Origin of the sequence: Hydrogenophaga sp., assembly GCF_030373225.1 — a bacterium.
In the GTDB taxonomy this organism is placed as follows: Bacteria; Pseudomonadota; Gammaproteobacteria; order Burkholderiales; family Burkholderiaceae_C; genus Hydrogenophaga.
This window is the reverse complement of record NZ_JAUCZG010000013.1, coordinates 70,052-89,751: the sequence shown is the minus strand read 5'-3', so window position 1 is coordinate 89,751 and position 19,700 is coordinate 70,052. Positions and strand designations below refer to the sequence as shown.

Below are 19,700 nucleotides of genomic sequence, written 5' to 3'. Positions count from 1 at the left end.
TCAGGTGGCGCGTTCCAGCAGCTCCTGGATGGCATCGCCCAGCGCGTCCATGCTGTCCTGTTTGCCCATCACCTCGCTCACGCCGGCCGCCGCCGCGTCGCCGAGCAGCTTGTCGTTGACGTGGCCGGAGACGATGGCGATCTTCAGCGCCGGGCGCAGCCGGCGGATCTCGATCGCCGTTTCCACACCTGAGAGTCCCGGCATGTTGTGGTCGCTCACCACCAGGTCAACCGGCACGTCGGGGTTGGCACGCAGCCAGTCCAGCGCGGCTTCGCCCGACTCGAACGTGGAGGCCCGATGCCCCTGTTTGCGCAGCAGGCGGCCGACCAGAAACACCAGGGCTTCGTAGTCGTCGATGTAGACGACATGTTTGCCGGCCTGCGCCTGCACCGGCTTCGCCGCCGGGGCCGGTGAGGCAGGGGCGGGCACTGCCTCGGCGGGTCCCGAGGCGGCCAGGGGCAGGTACACGTCGAAACGCGTGCCTTCGCCAGGCCGGGAATCCAGACCGATGGCGCCGCGGTGTGCCTTGACGATGCCGTGAACCACCGCCAGACCCAGGCCGGTGCCGGCACCTGGTGCCTTGGTGGTGAAGAAAGGTTCGAAGATGCGGCGCTGCGTTTCGGCGTCCATGCCCGGTCCGTTGTCGGCCACGCTCAGGCAGGCGTAGGCGCCACTGGCGATGCCACCGAGTTGCAAAGCCTGCGAAGCATCCAGGCTGACCTCGCTGAGCGCCACCGTGATGTCGCCTGCCCGGCCTTCCATCGATTGCCAGGCGTTGGTGCACAGGTTCATCAGCACCTGCTGCATTTGCGTGGCATCCGCCAGCACCTGAAGGCCGCTGGAGGGCAGACGCGTGACCAGCCGCAGGCCCGCGGGCAGCAGCGAGCGCAGCAAGCCCAGGGCTTCCTCCACCAGGGGCTTGAGCGGTTGGCGCTGCATTTCCTGGGTCTGCCGCCGGCTGAAGGTCAGGATCTGCTGCACCAGCTGGCGCGCACGGATGGCCGCACGGCTGATCTCGGCCAGGCTTTCCTGGGCCGGATGCTGCTCTCCCACGTCCTCGCGGGCCAGCACCAGATTGCCCAGGATGGCGGCCAGCAGGTTGTTGAAGTCGTGCGCCACGCCGCCGGCCAGGGTGCCGATGGCTTCCATTTTTTGCGACTCGCGCAGCTGTGCCTCGAGCGTGCGCTGCTGGGCCTCGGCTTCCTTCAACTCGGTGATGTCGGTGTGGGTGCCCACCATGCGCAGGGGTTGACCACGTTCGTCGCGCGCGATCACAACGCCGCGCGAAAGAACCCATTTCCATCGACCGTCGTTGCAGCGGATGCGGTGCTCGTTGCGGTAGACGGGAACGCGACCTGCAAAATGCGCCTCCCGGTCACTCTGCATCTGGGCGACATCGTCGGGATGCGTGCGCGCGTCGAGCTCGGCCGACAGATTGGCGATGTCCTGGTCGGCGTAACCGAACATGGCCTTGATGCTGCTGGAGAAGAACTCCTCGCCGGTCTGGATGTTCCAGTCCCACACGCCGTCCCCGGCGCTTTCAAGCGCGAGTTTCCAGAGCGTTTCACTGGCGTGCAGGTCGGCTTCGGCCTGCTTGCGCGCGGTGATGTCCAGCAACACGCCCACCCGCAGCGTGCCCGTCGCGTCCGAGGACACCGTGCACGAACGGCGGTAGACCCACTTCACGCGCCCATCGGGCATCACGATCCGGAATTCGCCACCGAGGTCCAGCGGACCCTGCCGAACGAGTTGCAGGTCCTGCACCAGCAGAGCCACATCGTCCGGGTGCCGGTAGCGCGCAACCAGCATGGGGTCGCGCAACAGCTCCTCGGGCTCCAGGCCGTAGATGTCGCGTGCACCTTCGCTCACGTAACGGTATTCGCGGCGTCCGTCGGGGTGGATGAAGACCGAGAAGACCATGCCTGGCACCTGTGAGGTGATCAGACGCAAACGCTCCTCGCTCTCCCGCACAGCCTTCTGGTGACTCATGCGGTCGCTGATGTCTTCGACCGTGCCTTCGTAATACAGCAGCACGCCCGATGCATCCCGCACACTGTGCGCGTTCTCGTTGATCCAGACCCTCTCGCGCGTGTTGTGGCGGTGGATTTCAGAGATGAAGCCGCGCACGAACCCATCGCGTTCGAGCTGGCTCTGGAACTCGGCCCTGCGCGCCGGATCGACGTACCACTCCTGGGCGATGTCCTTGACCGCGATCAGCATGTCGGCCTCGGACGCGTAGCCGTTGAGTTCCACGAGCGCCCGGTTGGCCCGCAACATCTGACCGTCGGGCGAGCTGCGGTAGGCCCCGATGGGCAGGAAATTGAACAGGGTTGAGAAATCCCCGTCGGAGGGGGATCGCGACAGCGTCATACACGGGATTGTGTCGCAATCCCCGCGTTTTCAAGCCTCGGCACACGCGCAAAAATGGCTCCCCCGGTACAGTTGCACTCTCCTGCCCGACTTGAAGGACCCGCTTTGAACGTCACCCGCATCCTGGCCGTGCGCCACGGTGAAACCGCCTGGAACCGCGATACCCGCATCCAGGGCCACACCGACATCGAACTCAACGAACACGGTCGCTGGCAGGCTGCGCGGCTGGCCGACGCGCTGCAAGACGAACCCATCGCTGCCATCTACGCCAGTGACCTGCTGCGCGCCCATGAAACCGCGCAGGCCGTGGCCAACACCCGGGGCCAGCGCGTGACCAGCCACACGGGCTTGCGCGAACGGTGCTTCGGGCGCTTCGAGGGGCACACCTGGACCGAACTCGAGCAACGCTTCCCCGATGCGTCTGCGGCGTGGCGCAAGCGCGTTCCCGACTTCGCTCCACCCGAAGGTGAGTCCTTGCTTCAACTGGAGGCCCGGGTGGTGCCGACCCTGGCCGAGCTCGCGGCGCGCCACCCGGGCGAGCAGATTCTCATGGTCGCGCATGGCGGCGTGCTCGACATTCTTTACCGTGCCGCCACCCGCCTGGGTCTGCAGGCGCCCCGCAGCTGGGAGCTCACCAACACCGCCCTCAACCGCCTGCTGTGGAGTCCCGAAGGCCTGAGCCTGGTGGGTTGGGCCGACACCAACCACCTGCAGAGCCTCGCGGCACCGGTGCTGGATGAACGCCATGCATGAAACATCAACCACCCGGCGCTGGCATCGGGCTCAGGCCGGCATCGGTCATGGCGTGGAGACGATCGACACCCCCTCGCTGGTGATCGACCTCGACGCCATGGACCGCAACCTGGCCCGCATGGCGGCGTTTGCTCACGCGCACGGCCTGCGCTTGCGACCACACGCCAAGATGCACAAGAGCGCCGAACTCGCCCAGCTGCAGATACGTCACGGTGCCGTGGGCGTGTGCGTGCAGAAGACCGACGAGGCACTGGCACTGACCGAGGCGGGCGTGCGGGATGTCTACATCAGCAACGAGGTGATCGCCCCGTCGAAGCTGTTGCGGCTGGCCCAGGCGGTGCGAGCTCAGAACGCGAAGTTCTCCATCGCAGTCGACAGCCTGGCCGGCGTCGAACGGCTGGCTCAGGCCCTGAATGCAGCGGACGTGAGCGCGCCGGCGGCCATGGACGTTTTCGTCGAGATCGACGTGGGGCATGGTCGCTGCGGTATCGCACCCGGTGCCGCGGCCGTGACCCTGGTCCGGGCTGTCTTCGAGCACACGGTCCTGCGCTTCGCCGGCCTACAGGCCTACCAGGGCGCTGCACAGCATCACCGCACGGGCGCCGAGCGCGCCGCGGCCATCGCACGCGCGACCCTCGCGGTGCAGGGCACCCGCCAGGCGCTGGAGGCGGCAGGCTTCAAGGTACCGCTGGTCACCGGCGCCGGCACAGGCACCATGGCGCTGGAGGCCGCCAGCGGTGTCTGGGGTGAGCTTCAGGCGGGCTCCTACCTTTTCATGGATGCGGATTACGCTGCGAACGAGGCGGACCCGCTGGCGCCGGCGTTTGAACACGCCCTGTTCGTCAAGAGTCAGGTGATGAGCCGGCAGACCGGCCATGCGGTTTGCGACGCCGGCCACAAGAGCCACGCCATCGACAGCGGCATGCCAGCCGTGTGGTTTCCGCAGGGTCTGACCTACAGCAGCGGTGGCGACGAGCACGGCGTGCTGCGCGTCGACGGCCCTGGCCCGTTGCCCGATCTGGGAGAAACGGTCTGGCTGGTGCCCGGGCACTGCGACCCCACCGTCAATCTGCACGACTTCATGGTGGGCGTGCGCGGCGGCCTGGCTGCGGGTGTGGTGGAGCGCGTGATCCGGGTGGACGCCAGAGGCTGCCTGGGCTGACCTCTCCCCGGTCCGACGGATCGGGGAGAGCCCCTCAGGCCTCGGTCGCTGCCTTGGCGTAGTGCCCGATCAGGGCCAGCAATTCGTCTTCGGCGTAGGGCTTGCCCAGATAGTGGTCCACACCCAGCTCGCGAGCGTGCTCGCGGTGTTTTTCCGCGATGCGCGACGTGATCATGATCACCGGCAAGTCGGACAAACGGGCATCGCTGCGAATGTTGCGCACCAGGTCGAAGCCGTCCATGCGCGGCATTTCAATGTCGGACAGAACCACCGTGGGTCGCTCGACCTGCAGCTTCTCCAGCGCCTGCAGCCCGTCGGCAGCCAGCGTGACCCGGTAGCCTTCTCGCTGCAGCAAACGCTGCGTCACACGGCGAACCGTGATGGAGTCGTCGACCACCAGCACCAGGGGAACCGCGTTCACCGCCAGCTCCATCGCCAATGGCGCGTCGGCCGGCATGGCCTGGACGATCTTCTGCTGCGTGCTCACCCAGTTGCGCACCTGCTCACCGTACACCGTGGCCAGCGCGACCGGGTTGTAGATCAAGGCCACAGCGCCCGATGCCAGCACCGACATGCCCGCCAGGCCCGGCAGCCGCGAGAGCTGGGATCCGAGGTTCTTCACCACCACTTCCTGGTTGCCCAGAACCTCGTCCACGTGCATGGCCACCCGTTGCGCCGCACTGCGGAAGATGATGACCGGCAAGGTGCGACCCGTGGACTCCAGCGACTGCACGGACGACTGCAGCAACGCGCCCGTCCAGAAAAAGGGCACCGCTTCACCGGCCACGGTCAGGGAACCGTTCGCATAAGCCTTGGCCAGTTCGTCTGCGCTGACGCGCCGCACCAGCTCCACCAGGTTGGAAGGCACACCCAACGTGAGTGCACCCGCCCGCAACATCACCACCTGCGTCACGGCCGTGGTGAGCGGCAGCACCAGTTTGAAATTGGTGCCTTGTCCGGCCTGCGTCGCGGTCTCGATGCGGCCGCCCAGGGCCACCACATCGTTGCGGACCACGTCCATTCCGATGCCCCGACCTGCGAGTTCGGAGACTTCACGCGCCGTGCTGATGCCCGGCTCGAACACCAACTGGGCTGCCTCGACGTCGGTCAGGGTGGCGTTCTGCTCAATCAGACCCTGTGCTGCAGCCTTTTCCCGCAAGCGCGGCAGGTCCAGCCCGGCGCCGTCGTCAGCAAAAACCACCGACACATCGTTGAGCTCCTGCGCCAGCGTGATCTCGATCTGACCCTCGGCGGCTTTGCCCGCACTCAATCGCTGTTCGGGCGACTCGATACCGTGCACCACGCTGTTGCGCAACAAGTGCTCGAAGGCTGCCGTCATCCGGTCCAGCACTCCACGGTCCATCTCGATGTTGCCGCCAGTGATGTCCAGACGCACCTGCTTGCCTGTTTCCTTCGACGCCTGGCGCACCACGCGGTACAGGCGCTCGGAGATGCCTTCGAATTCCACCATGCGCGTGCGCAGCAGGTCGCGCTGCAGTTCGCGGGTCTGTCGGCCCTGGGCCACCAGACTGTCTTCGGTGGATTCCACGGCGCGCTGCAGGTTGCGCTGCACCGTGGCCACGTCGTTCACCGACTCGGCCATCATCCGGGTGAGTTCCTGCACGCGCGTGAATCGGTCGAACTCGAGTGGATCGAACGATTGGTCGGCGTCCCGCGCCTGGGCCAGTCGGGACTGCATCTGTGTCTCGGCCTGCAGTTCGATGTCGCGCAACTGGCCGCGCAATCGGTCGAGGTTGCCCGTGAGATCTTTCAGCGAGCCGCGCAGCGTGACCAGCTCGGACTCCATGCGCGTGCGGGTGATCATGACCTCACCCGCCTGGTTCACGAGTCGGTCCAGGAGTTCGGGACGCACGCGCACAGCGGCTCCGGCACGAGCCTGCGTGACCGTGGGCGCCACCGGCAGGGTGAGGCCTTCCATGCTTCGGGTGAGATCGGCCCCGGGCGCCTGTTCGGCCTCGACGGCCGTGATCGGTTCAGCCAGAGGGGCGGGTTCGAACACGACCTGTTCCGGCGCGGTCTGCACCACATCGCTGGATTCGGGATCGCGATTGCGCAAGATCTCGAAACGGGCACTGATGTCGTCGAACGCCGACTGCAAGGGCTCCAGATCCGAGCCTCGCTTCACCTCGGAACCCAACCGCTCTGCCGTGGTTTCCATGCGGTGCACCATTTCACCCAGGCGAAGCGCGCCGGCCAGCCGGGCGCTTCCCTTGAGCGTGTGCAGATTGCGCAGAACTTCTGCCCGGGCGCTGCCGTTGTCGGGCCGGGCCACCCACTGGCGCAAGGCGCCTTCGAGCTGCGGCAGCAACTCCTGGGCTTCCTCGGCAAAGATCGGAAACAGGTCGATGTCGATCGTGTCCAGCACGTCGATGTCGTCGTCGATGTCCTGCACCCGGCCATGGTCCACCCGGTGGCCATCGGTGTGCGGGGCGACAAAATCAATCGCTGGATCGGCCAGAGACGGCAGATCGAAAGTGGTCAGCGGGGCAAGACTTGAGGGCGGAGGTTCAACCACCTCGGCAGGCGCCCAGTCAGGCTCCTGCGGCAGCGCTTCCTCGATCACCATGTCTTCGGGCGCCAGCCAGGCCTCTGCCACCTCGGCGTCGACCGCTGGGGAAGCCTCCTCGGGCACCGGATCGTGGACCACGCGGTACAGCGCATCCATCAACTGTGGATCGGGCTCCTTGAGGAAGCCTGCAGCAAACTGATGCAGAAGGCGTCGAATGTCTTCAGACGCATCGACGAACAGGCGGGCCTGTTCTGCCGTTGCGAGGACGCCCGCTTGCTGATGCAGGCTCACCGATTCCAGGGCGTGCTCCAGGGCGCGCGCAATGTCTGACAGCGACTGGAAGCCCACAGTCGCGGAGCTGCCGGCCAGCGAATGCGCGAGGGCCTCGGTCTGCTCCGGCACCGGCTCATGCCGCTCCAGTGCCCATTCGGCGAGTCCTGTGCAAAGGCGCCGAGACCACTCATCAGCCTCGTTGAGGTACACGTTGTACAGCTTGAGCCCGATTCGCAGAGACCCGATCACACGGGTCTGTTCGTCGGGCATCTCTTCCGTGACGGCCTCGTCAAACGGGCTGGTCTGTGGCGTGGCCCCTGCGGCTGCCGCATCAACGGGCTCGGCGGGCGGCACGTCAGACACATCGGGCTCGGGGTGCGGCGCTGGCTCCGAGGCTTCTGCCAATGAAGCTGCCTCATCAGGCGACGTCACCTCTTTCGAAGCGAACGCTGCCAGACTGCCAAAGTCGATGTCGGCCAGCAAAGCTTGCGCTTCGGGGACTTCGACCGCTGGCTCCGGACCGAGGTCCAGAAAGGCGGTGTCGAAGGCAACGTCCTCCTCGGGCTCCACCGACGCCACCGGATCGGCGCTCTCGGGCGATGCGGTGAAATCCAGATCAAACGTGGGCAAGGCCGCCTCTACCGACTCATGGACCGGCTCGGGGAGCGACAAGGGTTCTTGAGGCACGGCAAGGTCGAGCGGCGCGGGCGAACTGGATCTGGCCTCGGCCTGCGGATCGATCGACTGGGCCAGCGGAAGGAAGCGGCCTTGATCGCGCAGCGCCTCTGCACTGGCCTTGAACGGTTGCGCTTTCCAGTGGCCTTCACGTCGCGCGGAAATGTCGTCCACCCAACGCGCGAACTCGGACATGGCCTGCCCGGTCAGCATCAACAGTGGCGGGCTGGCCGGTCGTTGCTCTGCGAGCACGGTGTTGAGCAACTGCTCCATGGCCCACGCGGCTTGCCCGAATTCCTCCAGGCCCACCATGCGCGAACTGCCCTTGAGCGTGTGGAACGCACGGCGCAGCGTGGTGAGGCTTTCGAGATCGCCAGGCTGCACCTGAAGGTGACCCACCGCATCCAGTCCGTTGCCCACGACCTCGCGAGCTTCTTCCAGGAAGATGTCAAGCAGGTCTTCTTCGTCGTTGTCCTCACCGCTGGTGTCAACCTGCTCCGGTTCGTTCGCCGCCATGGAAGCTTCGGACAGACCGACCAGGGCCTGGGCACCTGCCGCAGCATCCTCACCCACCACGGCGCCTGCGGCTTCGCGCGCGGCACGGGCCACACCCGACTGCTCGGCCAGTGTGGCCTGAGCAGCCAGGGAGTCGAGTTGCTGACTGAGATCCACCAGGCTCATGCCGCCCTGAACCTCGCTCACAACCTGCTGCACACCGTCGCTGATGGCGCGCGCCTCGTCTCGGGCAGTGGGATGCCGGAGCCCGGCTGCGGGCGCACGCCCCATCAAGGGCAGGAGTTCGCCCTTTTCCTCATCAAAGACAAAGAGTTTCTTCGCCAGCGTGGGCTGGTAGTTCAGCATGTCGACCAACAGGCTCATGGCACTGAGGTTGTTGCCCAGCTGCTGGAAGGTGCCAGCCTCGCGAGCCAGTGCCTCGTCCACCTCGGTGTCGAGAATCTGCTCGACCATGGTACGCATCCGGGTGACGGCATGCACCGCCTGGTCCAGGCCCAGAACCGACAACACGCCGCGCATCTGCGCCAATTGCGAAGCAGCGACGTGCAGTCCGTCCTTCTCCTGGGGCGTGCGGAAAAACTGGTCGAGCGATTTTTCGACTTCGCCCAGTGACACCTTGAGCTCGCCCACCACGCTGCCCATGGTCTGCCGGTCACTCACCCGGCGGTACAGCTGCTCCATCCAGACATCCAGGGGCTGCGCCGGCTGCCCCGCCATCACGGCTTCGAGCCGATCGGCCAGTGCCTGGGTGCGTTCGGTCAGTTCCGGAGCGCTGGGATCAAAATCTTCAAAGGCCGCCTCGAGATACAAGGTTGTGGTGGCCACTTCCATGGCCAGCTCCGGACTCACGCCGCCGGGCTCGCGCACGGCATGGTCGGCCGCCTTCACCAACGCCTGGGCCAGCACCGTGCTCGCCGGATGCAGTTTGAGCAGTGAGTCTCCGATCAAACCAAACTGGTCGGCGACCTGGCGGGCGCGGCTGGCGTCACCGCCGGAATAAAGCGACCACGCCTCCTTGGCGAGGTTGATGCGTTTGCGCGCCTGCGCCAGCACGGCCGGGTCGTACCGACCCAGGGAGGCCACGTGGTAGTCCACAGCAGGCGGATCACCCAGGCCAAAGGCCTTGCGCACAGCCGCCAGTTGCGGCGAGGTCTTCTCGGAGACGTCGCGCGGCTGCGCGCAGAAAAACAGCAGATCGTGGAGCAAGGTTTCGGAGACCTGAGCCTTGCCTTGCGACAAGGTCACGAACTGCATCAGGATCCGCGAAAAAGCACGCTTGACATACACATCGTGTGCCAGCAGGCGCTGAGCAACCGCTTCAAAGAAGCCGGAAGCGACGCGCCAGAAGGTCTTTGTGCGGGTATCGGCAGCGCCCACCGAAAGGCCGGCGCAGAGCTTGACCAGCTGTTGCGCCGCAGCCTGGCTTTCGGTCTTCACAACCAGCAGCACCAGACGATCAAAGAGGGACCGGATGGATGGATCACATGCCAGCGGCGTGCGGTCCGTCGGCGCGTCGACATCCATCCCGTGGTGATCAAACGGCCACAGATCGGCCGGGTGAACGCGCTCGGCTGCAGCGAGCTCCTGCACCTCGCGATACTGGGCGAACAGCGCCACAGGCTGCACCGGCTTGTTGTTCAGCACGGCCTCGAGATACTCCACCAAGGCAAAACTGGCCCGCTCGACCTTCGCCGCGGCCGCGTCGGTGCATGACTGGGGACGCTGAACAAAGCGCTGCACAGCGGCTTCCATGGCTCTGAGCACATGGGCTGGTGCGCCGAGCCCCACCATCTCCAGGGCGCCCACCGCCTGATGCAGTTGCTGCCGCGCCTGTCGCAAGGAAGCGGGATCGACCGCCTGCAAGTCGTCGAGTCGCGATTGTTCTGTTTCACGAACAAATCGCTTGATCGCCTTGTTGGCGCCATCAAGCGATTTGCGCAGTTCTTCAAACACCCACGCCAACGGACCGAGGTCGGCGACAGGGGGATCCATCTGCAGACTGTCGCTGGCGGTGTCGAGCATGTTGGTCTTGGGGTAAAGGTCCGACTGGGGCAATCAGGCGATCTTGAATCGCGACACCGACTGGCGAAGTTCTTCGGCCATGGCCGACAGTTCGCGCACCTGCTGAGCCGTGGAGCGGGTTCCTTCACCCGTTTGCTCCGTCACGGCAAAGATGTGCTGAATGTTGCCGGCCACCTCGTTGGCTGAATCGGCTTCGCGAGATGCAGCGTTGGAAATCTGTTCGATCAGTTCGGCCAGTCGGCGGGACACGCGATCGATTTCGGACAGCGCGGTACCGGCGTTGTCGGAGAGTTTCGCCCCTTCGACCACACCCTGCGTGGAGCGCTCCATGGCGGCCACAGCGTCCTGCGTGTCGGTTTGAATCGCCTTCACCAGCGCCGAAATCTGCCGCGTGGCATCGGCAGAGCGTTCAGCCAGTCGCTGCACCTCTTCGGCAACCACCGAGAAGCCGCGACCGGCTTCACCAGCCGATGCGGCTTGAATGGCGGCGTTCAAAGCCAGCACGTTGGTCTGTTCGGTGATGTCCGAGATCAGCTCGGTGATCTCGCCAATTTCCTGCGAAGACTCGCCCAGCCGCTTGATGCGCTTGGACGTCTCCTGGATCTGGTCGCGAATCGAGTTCATGCCGCCGATGGCGTCCTGCACCGCCTGCAAGCCCGACTCAGCCGCTTGCAGCGACGCGCGGGCCACCGTGGCAGACTCCTGCGCCTGACCCGAGACCTGGTTGATGCGTTGGGCCATGTCCAGCACAGACTGGCCGGTTTCACGAATCTCCCGGAGCTGTTCTGTGGACGCTGCCAGCAGTTCAGTGGACGTGCTTTCCACCGCCGATGTGGTTTGCGCCACCCGCGTGGCAGTGGCCTGCACGTTGCCCACCAGCGATCGCAGTTCTTCCACCGTGTAGTTCACCGAGTCGGCAATGGCGCCCGTGATGTCCTCCGTCACCGTGGCTTCCTGGGTAAGGTCACCTTCAGCCACTGTCTGCAGTTCGTTCATCAAACGCAGAATGGCCGCCTGGTTGGCATCATTCACCCGCTTGGCGTCCTGCTCCAGCGACTCCGCCGCCAGGCGCTGCGCTTCGGCCGCGAGCTGTCGCTGACGGCTTTCCTGCAATTGCACGTAAGCCAGGCCACCAGCGCACAGCAGGGCGAACAGGGCAGAGAACAACAAAGCGCCGAACTCGCCGCCACTCAAGCCCGAACGGGCAGTGAGTTCAGACTGCAGGTTCTGCAGACCGAGTCGCAGCGGCTCGCTGTCGGCAATGATGCTGGCTTGCGCTTCACGTGCCGAGACCAGACCTTGCAGGTTGCCCAGGATGGCGCCGGCTTCAACGCGGGTCTGCTCATACAAGGCAAGCAGGGCGCCGAGCCGTTCCCGCACCTGCTCGTCGCGGGCTGCGGCCAGACGCAGCTCTTCACTGCCGCCCAACAGACCCTCGGAAATCTCCTTGAAGGTGTTCAAGTCCTTGCCCAGCAAGAACACCGCCTCCGGACTCACGCCCTCGAGCGTCAGGAATTCGTTGGCCGATTTGCCGATGCGCTGGGTCAACATCACCAGCTGACCAGAAGCCGAGATTTCTGCCGCCGGGGCGTTCTGTTGCAGTTTGAGGGACGAGATGGTTTCGGCAATCTCGAGCAGGTCCGACGACTGTCGGTTGATGGTGCGCAGGGCGTTGCCCACCTGGGTCAGGATCGCTTCCTGGGCCAGCACGGCGGAAGCGTTGCCTTCGGCCGCTTCGATGCGAGGCAGGAGCTCATCCAGTTGGCCTGTGTACTGCGGACCGAGCGCATCGATGGACAGGTCCGCATCGCCCTGCTTGAGGCCCCTCACGCTTCGCGACAGCACATCCGAGCTGTCTCGCACCTCGGGAAACGCCGCAGGGCTGCCGATCAAGGCCTGGGAAACGCTTTTGGCCAGACGCTGGGACTGCATGAGCGCCTGACCGCTGGCCGCCAGCTGTTGACTGACTTTTTCCGTCTGACTCAGCACGAAGAAGGTGACCGCGCCCAGAACCACCAGGCCAAACGCCAACAGCACGGCCAGGGAACGCTGGTGCTGCTCCGCAGACCGGCGCCCCAGCAGTGGCAAAGAGATCAGGCCCGGCTCTTCGGCACCTTCGTCGTCTTCCGACATGAGCAGGTTGCCTGAAAAGTCATCGGCCTGGGGGTCGGGCGCCAGTCGCGCAGCGGCCAGTTCAGCCGCCTCCTGATCCGTCACGGTGGCCAAGTCGCGTTCATCATCGGCTTTTTTCTTGAACAGTCCCTGGAATCGATCAAGCGTGGCCATGTAAACACCTTCCAACTGAAAACTAAGGAGAAAAGACCGTGACGGTCACACGTTTGTATCGTCAGGCTGCGATGGCGAGGAACTCGGGCTCACCCACCAGCACCTGCAAGTCCAACTCTTGCCAGGGCAGTCCCTGAGCATCCACCAACGATCGATTGAAATAGGCCGGCGCACCATCGGGTTTGGGACCGAAGCCGGTGAACATGGCGGCGCTGCGCAAACCCAGCAGTCGATCGATCCAGATCACTGCGTTCACACCGAGGGCGGTGTGCAAACTGACCAGACGCGACTCGGAAGTGATGCGTTCACCCTGCAAACCCGAGAGCGTGCCCGAAGGGGTGGAGGAGGACGATTCGACCAGCGCCGCCAGATCGATCACGCCGTGAAGACCGCCCCGCAGGCTGGCAACACCCACGAACCATGGCTTGGTGTAAGGGACTCGCTGCACAGCCGACCATGGGAAAATTTCGCCGGACTGCACCAGTGGGAGCAGGTAGCGGTTGCCATGAGATTCCACCGCGAGCCACGCCGCCGTGACGGCTTCTGTTTTGGCGACACTCAATCGCTGGGCCAAACGTTCCTGCAATTCCTTCAGTGATTGTCGTTTGGCCATGCTGGGTGGAATTCAATTCAATCTAGGTTCAGGCCAATGCCCGGATTTTCGACAGCAACTCTTCACCATTCACTGGTTTGGTCACATAGTCGCGTGCACCCTGCCGCATTCCCCAAACCCGATCGGTCTCCAGATTTTTGCTGGTGCACATCACGATCGGAATGTTGGAATACTGAGGATCGCGGGTGATGGCACGCGTCAACTGAAATCCATTTTGACCGGGCATGACAACGTCCATCAAAATCAAATCCGGCTTTTCCTCCCCGAGGCGACGGAAGGCCTCGTCCGCATTCTCAGCGGTCCTCACGCTGTAGCCGTTTTTACTCAGCAGATCGGACAGCACCATGAGTTCGGTTTTCGAGTCGTCGACAACAAGGATTTTGTGGATGGCCATCATGCAGCTCCGGCTAGGTTGGCACCGAACTGCTGCACGGCTTGCAGCAGTTGGTCTTTGGTGAAAGGTTTGGTGAGGTAGTCCTGCGAGCCCACCATGCGGCCGCGCGCCTTGTCGAAGACGCCGTCCTTGGACGAGAGCATGACCACGGGGATGCTGGCGAAGCGTGCGTTGCGCTTGATGATCGCGCAGGTCTGGTAGCCATCCAGCCTTGGCATCAGGATGTCGCAGAAGACCAGATCGGGCTGGTAATCGTTGATCTTGGCCAGTGCATCGAATCCGTCGTCGGCCAACAGGACTTCGTGCCCACCCTGCTTGAGAAAAATTTCGGCGCTGCGCCGGATCGTGTTGCTGTCGTCGACGACGAGGACTTTCAGGGCGGGTGTTGTGCTCACGGTTCACAGGCTCCAGAAGATGGGTCGGGAAGTGGGACGCAAGAAACCTGGCAGGCAACGATGCGTCCGGCGTCAGGTGACGCGTGAGCCGGATGTCAGATTTGCACCATCTCGAAATCTTCTTTGCGCGCACCGCATTCAGGACAGGTCCAGTTCATCGGCACTTGAGCCCAGGGGGTTCCGGCTGGCACGCCGTGCTCGGGAGCTCCCTGCGCTTCGTCGTAAATCCAGCCACAAATCAGGCACATCCAAGTCTTGGTTTCGGTCATGGTTATAGGGGGCCTTGTCATAGAATGCAAGCATTGTATCGAGCGAGGTACAGCCCTTCGGGCGCCGTTTCCGGCCTTCTGTCCAATGCCTTGTTTGAAGCGCGAGGATCATTCTGCGGGCATCTTCCACACGAATCCGATCCCTCTCTCAGCCCATGCCCGATACGCCCGAAAAAACAACACCCGCAACGCTTGTACCTCCGGGCGAAGCGACCCTGCCCTGCGTGATGGTGTTCAACGCCAACGATCCCAGCGGCGCTGGCGGTCTGAGCGCCGACATCACGGCCATGTCGAGCGCCTCGGTCCATGTGCTGGCCGTCGTCACGGGCGCGTATGTGCGCGATACATCCGATATCCACGACCACTTTGCGTTTGATGAAGAGGCCGTGGCCGATCAAGCCCGTTGTGCGCTGGAGGACATGCCGGTGCAGGCTTTCAAGGTGGGCTTCGTCGGCAACCCCGAAAACCTCAGCGTGGTGGCGGAGATCACGGCCGACTATGCCGATGTGCCCGTGATTGCCTACATGCCCGACCTCTCCTGGTGGGACGAACTCGCCATCGAAACCTATCTGGATGCGAGCGCCGAACTCCTGCTGCCGCAGACCACCGTGCTGGTGGGCAACCACAGCACGCTGTGTCGCTGGCTGCTGCCGGAGTGGGAAGGCGACCGACCGCCGAGTCCGCGCGATGTGGCCCGCGCTGCGGCGGTGCATGGTGTCCCCTACACGCTGGTGACGGGTTTCAACGCAGCCGATCAATACCTCGAGAGCCATCTGGCTTCGCCCGAAACCGTGCTGGCCACCGCGCGCTACGAACGCTTCGAAGCCACGTTCACCGGTGCCGGGGACACGCTGTCCGCTGCGCTGTGCGCGTTGATCGCGGGTGGCACCGACCTCCAGTCAGCCTGTGCCGAGGCGCTGACCTACCTCGACCAATGCCTTGACGCGGGCTTCCAGCCCGGGATGGGCCACGCCGTGCCCGACAGGCTGTTCTGGGCGCACGAAGACGACGACGAGAGTGAAGGAGCCGAAGGGGAGCCTGCCTCGGACAACACGCTCGACGCAAGCGACTTTCCCCTCGACACCACCCGGCATTGATTCTTCTCGCGCGCGCAGGCCCGCACCCTTCACCAAGGCAAGCCACCTCCATGACCACTGTCGATCGCAACCAGCAACTCTTTGACCGCGCCAAGGTACTGATTCCGGGTGGCGTGAACTCGCCCGTGCGCGCGTTTCGCGCCGTCGGCGGCACGCCGCGCTTTGTTCAGCGGGCGCAAGGTGCCTATTTCTGGGATGCCAACGGCCAGCGCTACATCGACTACATCGGCTCCTGGGGGCCGATGATCCTGGGCCATGGCCACCCGGCGGTGGTCGAAGCAGTGCAGAAAGCGGTGCTGGAAGGCTTCTCCTACGGCGCACCGACCGAACGGGAGGTGGAGCTGGCCGAGGCCATCGTCCAGCTGGTGCCCAGCATCGAGATGGTTCGGCTGGTGAGCTCCGGCACCGAGGCCGGCATGAGCGCGATCCGTCTGGCGCGCGGCGCCACCGGCCGCAAGAAGATCATCAAGTTCGAAGGCTGCTACCACGGGCACGCCGATGCGCTGCTGGTCAAGGCCGGCTCGGGTCTGGCCACGTTCGGCAACCCCACGAGCGCCGGCGTGCCGCCCGAGGTGGTGCAGCACACCATCGTGCTGGAGTACAACAACGTCGAGCAACTTGAAGCCGCCTTCGTTGAACACGGCCCCGAAGTGGCCTGCCTGATGATCGAGCCGATCGCAGGCAACATGAATTTCGTGCGCGCCAGCGTGCCTTTCATGAAGCGCTGCCGTGAACTGTGCACGCAGCACGGCGCCCTGCTCGCGTTCGACGAGGTCATGACAGGCTTCCGTGTGGCGCTCGGCGGTGCCCAGAGCGTTTATGCCCAGCTCATTCCCGGCTTCGAGCCCGACATGACCGTGATGGGCAAGGTCATCGGTGGTGGAATGCCGCTGGCAGCGTTCGGTGCCAAACGCGCGGTGATGGAACAACTCGCACCCCTGGGTGCGGTCTACCAGGCCGGCACGCTGTCGGGCAATCCGGTGGCGACGGCTTGTGGACTGGCCACGCTGCGCGAGGTCCGCAAGCCTGGCTTTTACGAGGCCCTCTCGGCCACCACGCGCTCGCTGGTGGATGGTTTGACCGCAGCCGCACACGCCGAAGGTGTGACGATGTGTGGCGACAGCCAGGGCGGCATGTTCGGCTTCTTCCTGTTTGACGAACTGCCGCAGAACTATGCCAAGGTGATGACCACCGATGGGCCCATGTTCAACAAGCTCTTCCACGGTTTGCTCGATCGCGGCGTGTACATCGCACCTGCCTTGTACGAGGCCGGCTTTGTGAGCGCGGCGCACACGGCGCAGGACATTGCAGACACGGTGGCGGCTGCGCGCGAGGTGTTCAAAACGCTCTGACGAGCGAGGTGCACCATCAGTGCCGGAAGTGGCGAACGCCGGTGGTGACCATCACCACCCCGCGCTCGTCCGCGGCGTCGATCACTTCCTGATCGCGCATCGAACCCCCGGGCTGGATCACGCAGCTCGCGCCCGCGTCCACCACCACATCGAGGCCGTCGCGGAACGGGAAGAAGGCGTCGCTGGCCACGGCCGTGCCCTGCAGCGACAGGTTAGCGTGACCGGCCTTGATGCTGGCGATGCGGGCCGAGTCGAGGCGGCTCATCTGGCCGGCACCCACGCCCATGGTCATGCCGTCCTTGCAGAACACGATGGCGTTGGACTTGACGAACTTCGCCACCTTCCAGGCGAACATGAGGTCGTCGAGTTGCTGCTCGGTGGGTTGCAGCCGGGTCACCACCTTGAGATCCGTGCGCTTGAGAACGTGGTTGTCGGCCGACTGCATCAGCAGGCCCGAGCCGACGCGCTTGATGTCGGTGAGGTTCAACCCCTGGTCCCATGCGCTGGGGCCACCGGGTGGCAGTGCGATCTCGAGCACCCGCACATTGGCCTTGGCCTTGAACACCTCGAGCGCCTCGGGTGTGTAGCCGGGCGCCATCAGCACCTCGACGAACTGCTTGCTGATCGCCAGCGCGCCGGCCCCGTCGAGCACGCGGTTGAGCGCAATGATGCCGCCGAAAGCACTGGTCGGATCGGTCTGGAAAGCCTTGCTGTAAGCCTCCAGCGCATCCTTGCCCACGGCCACGCCGCAGGGGTTGGCGTGCTTGACGATCACGCATGCGGGCACATCAAAGCTCTTCACACACTCCCAGGCCGCATCGGCATCGGCGATGTTGTTGTAGCTGAGCTCCTTGCCCTGCAACTGCTTCGCGGTGACCAGGGAGCCGGGCGCGGGGTGCAGGTCGCGGTAGAAGGCAGCCGTCTGGTGCGGGTTCTCGCCGTAGCGCAGGTCCTGCAGCTTCACGAAACGGCCGTTGGCCTGCGCGGGGTACTCGCTGCGCGCGGGCACGGCAGCAGCAGCGTCGAACGTGATGCTCGAGAGGTAATCGCTGATGGCGCCGTCGTAGTTGCTGATGCGGTTGAAGGCTGCGACCGACAGTGCAAAACGGGTTGCGTCGCTCACCCGTGCGTTGGCCTTGAGCTCGTCGATCACGCCGGCGTACTGCGCAGCGTCGGTGAGCACGGCCACGTCCTTCCAGTTCTTGGCCGCACTGCGCACCATGGCGGGCCCGCCGATGTCGATGTTTTCAATGGCCTCCTCGAGCGTGCAGCCGGGCCTGGCCACCGTCGCTTCAAACGGATAGAGGTTGACGACAAGCAGGTCGATGGTCTCGATGCCGTGCGCCTCGAGGGCCCGCATGTGCTCGGGCAGGTCGCGCCGGGCCAGCAGGCCGCCGTGCACCTTGGGGTGCAGCGTCTTCACGCGGCCGTCGAGCATCTCGGGAAAGGCCGTGACGTCGGCCACCTCGGTCACGGGCAGGCCCTGTTCGGCCAGCAGCCTGGCGGTGCCGCCGGTGGAGATGAGGGACACGCCGAGGCTGTGCAGTGACCGTGCGAGTTCGACGATGCCGGTTTTGTCGGAGACAGAAATGAGTGCGCGCATGAACAGGGTTCTGGTGGTTTTTGAATCGGGACGGGCTCAGTCGATCAACTTGTGTTCGAGCAGTTTTTTGCGCAGGGTGTTTCGGTTCAGGCCCAACCACAGCGCGGCGCGCGACTGGTTGTGCTGTGCCTGCTCCATCACCACTTCCAGCAAGGGCTTCTCGACCGCCTTGACCAGCATGTCGTGCAGGTTGGCCGGGTCGGTGCCGTTGAGGTCGTGGAAGAAGTCTTCCATGCTGGCACGCACGCAGTCGTGCAGGTTGTTCTTGTTCATGCGGCCAGTTTCCAGTCGTCTCTCAGGGTTGTTGTTGTGTCACCGGACCATTCGTCCAGGCTGTCGCTCACGCAGCGCAGTTGCTCGTCCACGGTGGTGGTGGTGTTGACCCGGGCGCGGAACACGGCCGCGGCCCCGACCGGCAATGGCAAGGCCTGCGCGTACCAGCCCAGGTGCTTGCGTGCGCTGCGCACGCCGGTGAATTCACCGTAGAGGTCGTAGTGGTCGTGCAGGTGATCGAGCAGCCAGCCCCGCACCTGCGCCAGATCGGGTGGCGGCAGGTGTTCGCCCGTGGCGAGAAAGTGCGCCACTTCGCGAAAGATCCAGGGCCGTCCCTGCGCGGCGCGGCCGATCATGATGGCGTCGGCTCCAGTGGCACGCAGCACGTCACGTGCCTGCTCCGGGCTGCCGATATCGCCGTTGGCCACCACCGGAATGCGCACGCGGCTCTTGATGTGGGCCACGGTGTCGTGTTCGGCCTGCCCCTTGTAGCCCTGCTCGCGTGTGCGGCCGTGCACCGTCAGCATCTGCACGCCGGCGGATTCTGCGGCCAGCGCGAGCGTGGGTGCGTTGCGCACGCCGGCACACCAGCCGGTGCGCATCTTGAGCGTGACGGGCACGCCGTGCGGCTCGCACGCAGCGACCACGGCCTGCACGATCTCGATGGCGAGCGCCTCGTCCTGCATGAGCGCCGAGCCCGCCCACTTGTTGCACACCTTCTTGGCCGGGCAGCCCATGTTGATGTCGATGATCTGCGCGCCGCGGTCGATGTTGTAGCGCGCGGCATCGGCCATCATCTGCGCGTCGGTGCCGGCGATCTGCACCGCGATCGGAGCGGCTTCGCCTTCGTGGTTGGCGCGCCGCGAGGTTTTGAGACTGTCCTGCAGATCGGGGCGCGAGGTGACCATCTCGCTGACCGCATAACCCGCACCCAGGCGTTTGCACAACTTGCGAAACGGCCGGTCTGTCACGCCCGCCATCGGCGCGACGAACAGGGCATTGGGCAGGGTGAAGGCCCCGAGTTGCATGGCGGTGGGAGAATGTGCGTGGTTGGGAGAGGCCTTCGCGCGCCCAGCCAATGGATGGAGCGAAGGAGCGCGATTCTACCTGCCTCTTT

At 64.8% G+C, this 19,700-nt stretch carries 14 protein-coding genes; 4 read left to right on the top strand and 10 right to left on the bottom strand.

The window, feature by feature from the left end; translation table 11 throughout:
• Nucleotides 1–2,370, bottom strand: coding sequence for a PAS domain-containing sensor histidine kinase (locus QUV35_RS09555; protein WP_300873077.1), 2,370 nt, complete (start codon nt 2,368–2,370; stop codon nt 1–3).
• A 105-nt stretch (nt 2,371–2,475) separates the two neighbouring features.
• Between QUV35_RS09555 and QUV35_RS09550 the strand changes: the two genes are divergently transcribed.
• Both QUV35_RS09550 and QUV35_RS09545 read left to right on the top strand, forming a co-directional pair.
• Entirely contained in the window at nt 2,476–3,123 is a 648-nt protein-coding gene (locus QUV35_RS09550) for a histidine phosphatase family protein (RefSeq protein WP_300873075.1), read from the top strand.
• Complete coding sequence (locus QUV35_RS09545; RefSeq protein ID WP_300873073.1) at nt 3,116–4,285, top strand: DSD1 family PLP-dependent enzyme; 1,170 nt, start codon at nt 3,116–3,118, stop codon at nt 4,283–4,285. The genes QUV35_RS09550 and QUV35_RS09545 overlap by 8 nt, the downstream gene beginning before the upstream one ends.
• A 34-nt stretch (nt 4,286–4,319) precedes the next feature.
• Here the strand turns inward: QUV35_RS09545 and QUV35_RS09540 are convergent, their stop codons facing one another.
• The 6 genes from QUV35_RS09540 to QUV35_RS09515 form a co-directional block, all read right to left on the bottom strand.
• Nucleotides 4,320–10,301, bottom strand: a complete 5,982-nt coding sequence (locus tag QUV35_RS09540) for an Hpt domain-containing protein (RefSeq protein WP_300873071.1) — start codon at nt 10,299–10,301, stop codon at nt 4,320–4,322.
• Between the two features lie 33 nt (nt 10,302–10,334).
• Nucleotides 10,335–12,587, bottom strand: a complete 2,253-nt coding sequence (locus QUV35_RS09535) for a methyl-accepting chemotaxis protein (protein ID WP_300873069.1) — start codon at nt 12,585–12,587, stop codon at nt 10,335–10,337.
• Between the two features lie 61 nt (nt 12,588–12,648).
• The gene (locus QUV35_RS09530; protein ID WP_300873067.1) at nt 12,649–13,200 is read right to left on the bottom strand and encodes a chemotaxis protein CheW; all 552 of its coding nucleotides are present in this window, start codon (nt 13,198–13,200) and stop codon (nt 12,649–12,651) included.
• Between the two features lie 28 nt (nt 13,201–13,228).
• Nucleotides 13,229–13,594 carry a response regulator gene (locus QUV35_RS09525; protein ID WP_300873117.1) on the bottom strand — a complete coding sequence of 122 codons (366 nt, stop codon included), beginning with the start codon at nt 13,592–13,594 and terminating at the stop codon, nt 13,229–13,231.
• Nucleotides 13,594–13,989 (bottom strand): response regulator, encoded by a 396-nt coding sequence (locus tag QUV35_RS09520; RefSeq protein ID WP_300873065.1) that lies wholly within the window; start codon nt 13,987–13,989, stop codon nt 13,594–13,596. The genes QUV35_RS09525 and QUV35_RS09520 overlap by 1 nt, the downstream gene beginning before the upstream one ends.
• 95 nt (nt 13,990–14,084) lie before the next feature.
• Entirely contained in the window at nt 14,085–14,258 is a 174-nt protein-coding gene (locus QUV35_RS09515) for a rubredoxin (RefSeq protein WP_069047877.1), read from the bottom strand.
• 155 nt (nt 14,259–14,413) lie between these two features.
• Here QUV35_RS09515 and QUV35_RS09510 point away from each other — a divergent pair, with 155 nt between their 5' ends.
• Both QUV35_RS09510 and hemL read left to right on the top strand, forming a co-directional pair.
• Nucleotides 14,414–15,355: a bifunctional hydroxymethylpyrimidine kinase/phosphomethylpyrimidine kinase gene (locus tag QUV35_RS09510; protein ID WP_300873063.1), complete on the top strand. Its 942-nt coding sequence runs from the start codon at nt 14,414–14,416 to the stop codon at nt 15,353–15,355.
• 50 nt (nt 15,356–15,405) lie between these two features.
• Entirely contained in the window at nt 15,406–16,707 is a 1,302-nt protein-coding gene (hemL, locus tag QUV35_RS09505; protein WP_300873061.1) for a glutamate-1-semialdehyde 2,1-aminomutase, read from the top strand.
• A 16-nt stretch (nt 16,708–16,723) separates the two neighbouring features.
• On the opposite strand, the gene purH is transcribed toward hemL, so the two are convergent.
• From purH to dusB, 3 genes are read right to left on the bottom strand one after another with little or no spacing between them, the layout of a single operon-like run.
• Nucleotides 16,724–18,316, bottom strand: coding sequence for a bifunctional phosphoribosylaminoimidazolecarboxamide formyltransferase/IMP cyclohydrolase (gene purH, locus QUV35_RS09500; protein WP_300873115.1), 1,593 nt, complete (start codon nt 18,314–18,316; stop codon nt 16,724–16,726).
• Nucleotides 18,317–18,346: 30 nt separating this feature from the next.
• Entirely contained in the window at nt 18,347–18,583 is a 237-nt protein-coding gene (locus QUV35_RS09495) for a helix-turn-helix domain-containing protein (protein ID WP_291210148.1), read from the bottom strand.
• Complete coding sequence (dusB, locus tag QUV35_RS09490) at nt 18,580–19,611, bottom strand: tRNA dihydrouridine synthase DusB (protein WP_300873057.1); 1,032 nt, start codon at nt 19,609–19,611, stop codon at nt 18,580–18,582. Before dusB ends, QUV35_RS09495 begins: the two co-directional genes overlap by 4 nt.
• Between the last annotated feature and the right edge of the window lie 89 nt (nt 19,612–19,700).

Bases quoted from the DNA above. Each gene is read 5' to 3' on its own strand.
- QUV35_RS09495 (WP_291210148.1), bottom strand. From the start codon at position 18,583: ATGAACAAGAACAACCTGCACGACTGCGTGCGTGCCAGCATGGAAGAC.
- QUV35_RS09535 (WP_300873069.1), bottom strand. From the start codon at position 12,587: ATGGCCACGCTTGATCGATTCCAGGGACTGTTCAAGAAAAAAGCCGAT.
- QUV35_RS09540 (WP_300873071.1), bottom strand. From the start codon at position 10,301: ATGCTCGACACCGCCAGCGACAGTCTGCAGATGGATCCCCCTGTCGCC.
- QUV35_RS09525 (WP_300873117.1), bottom strand. From the start codon at position 13,594: ATGGCCATCCACAAAATCCTTGTTGTCGACGACTCGAAAACCGAACTC.
- QUV35_RS09555 (WP_300873077.1), bottom strand. From the start codon at position 2,370: ATGACGCTGTCGCGATCCCCCTCCGACGGGGATTTCTCAACCCTGTTC.
- hemL (WP_300873061.1), top strand. From the start codon at position 15,406: ATGACCACTGTCGATCGCAACCAGCAACTCTTTGACCGCGCCAAGGTA.
- QUV35_RS09530 (WP_300873067.1), bottom strand. From the start codon at position 13,200: ATGGCCAAACGACAATCACTGAAGGAATTGCAGGAACGTTTGGCCCAG.
- QUV35_RS09510 (WP_300873063.1), top strand. From the start codon at position 14,414: ATGCCCGATACGCCCGAAAAAACAACACCCGCAACGCTTGTACCTCCG.
- QUV35_RS09545 (WP_300873073.1), top strand. From the start codon at position 3,116: ATGCATGAAACATCAACCACCCGGCGCTGGCATCGGGCTCAGGCCGGC.
- QUV35_RS09515 (WP_069047877.1), bottom strand. From the start codon at position 14,258: ATGACCGAAACCAAGACTTGGATGTGCCTGATTTGTGGCTGGATTTAC.
- dusB (WP_300873057.1), bottom strand. From the start codon at position 19,611: ATGCAACTCGGGGCCTTCACCCTGCCCAATGCCCTGTTCGTCGCGCCG.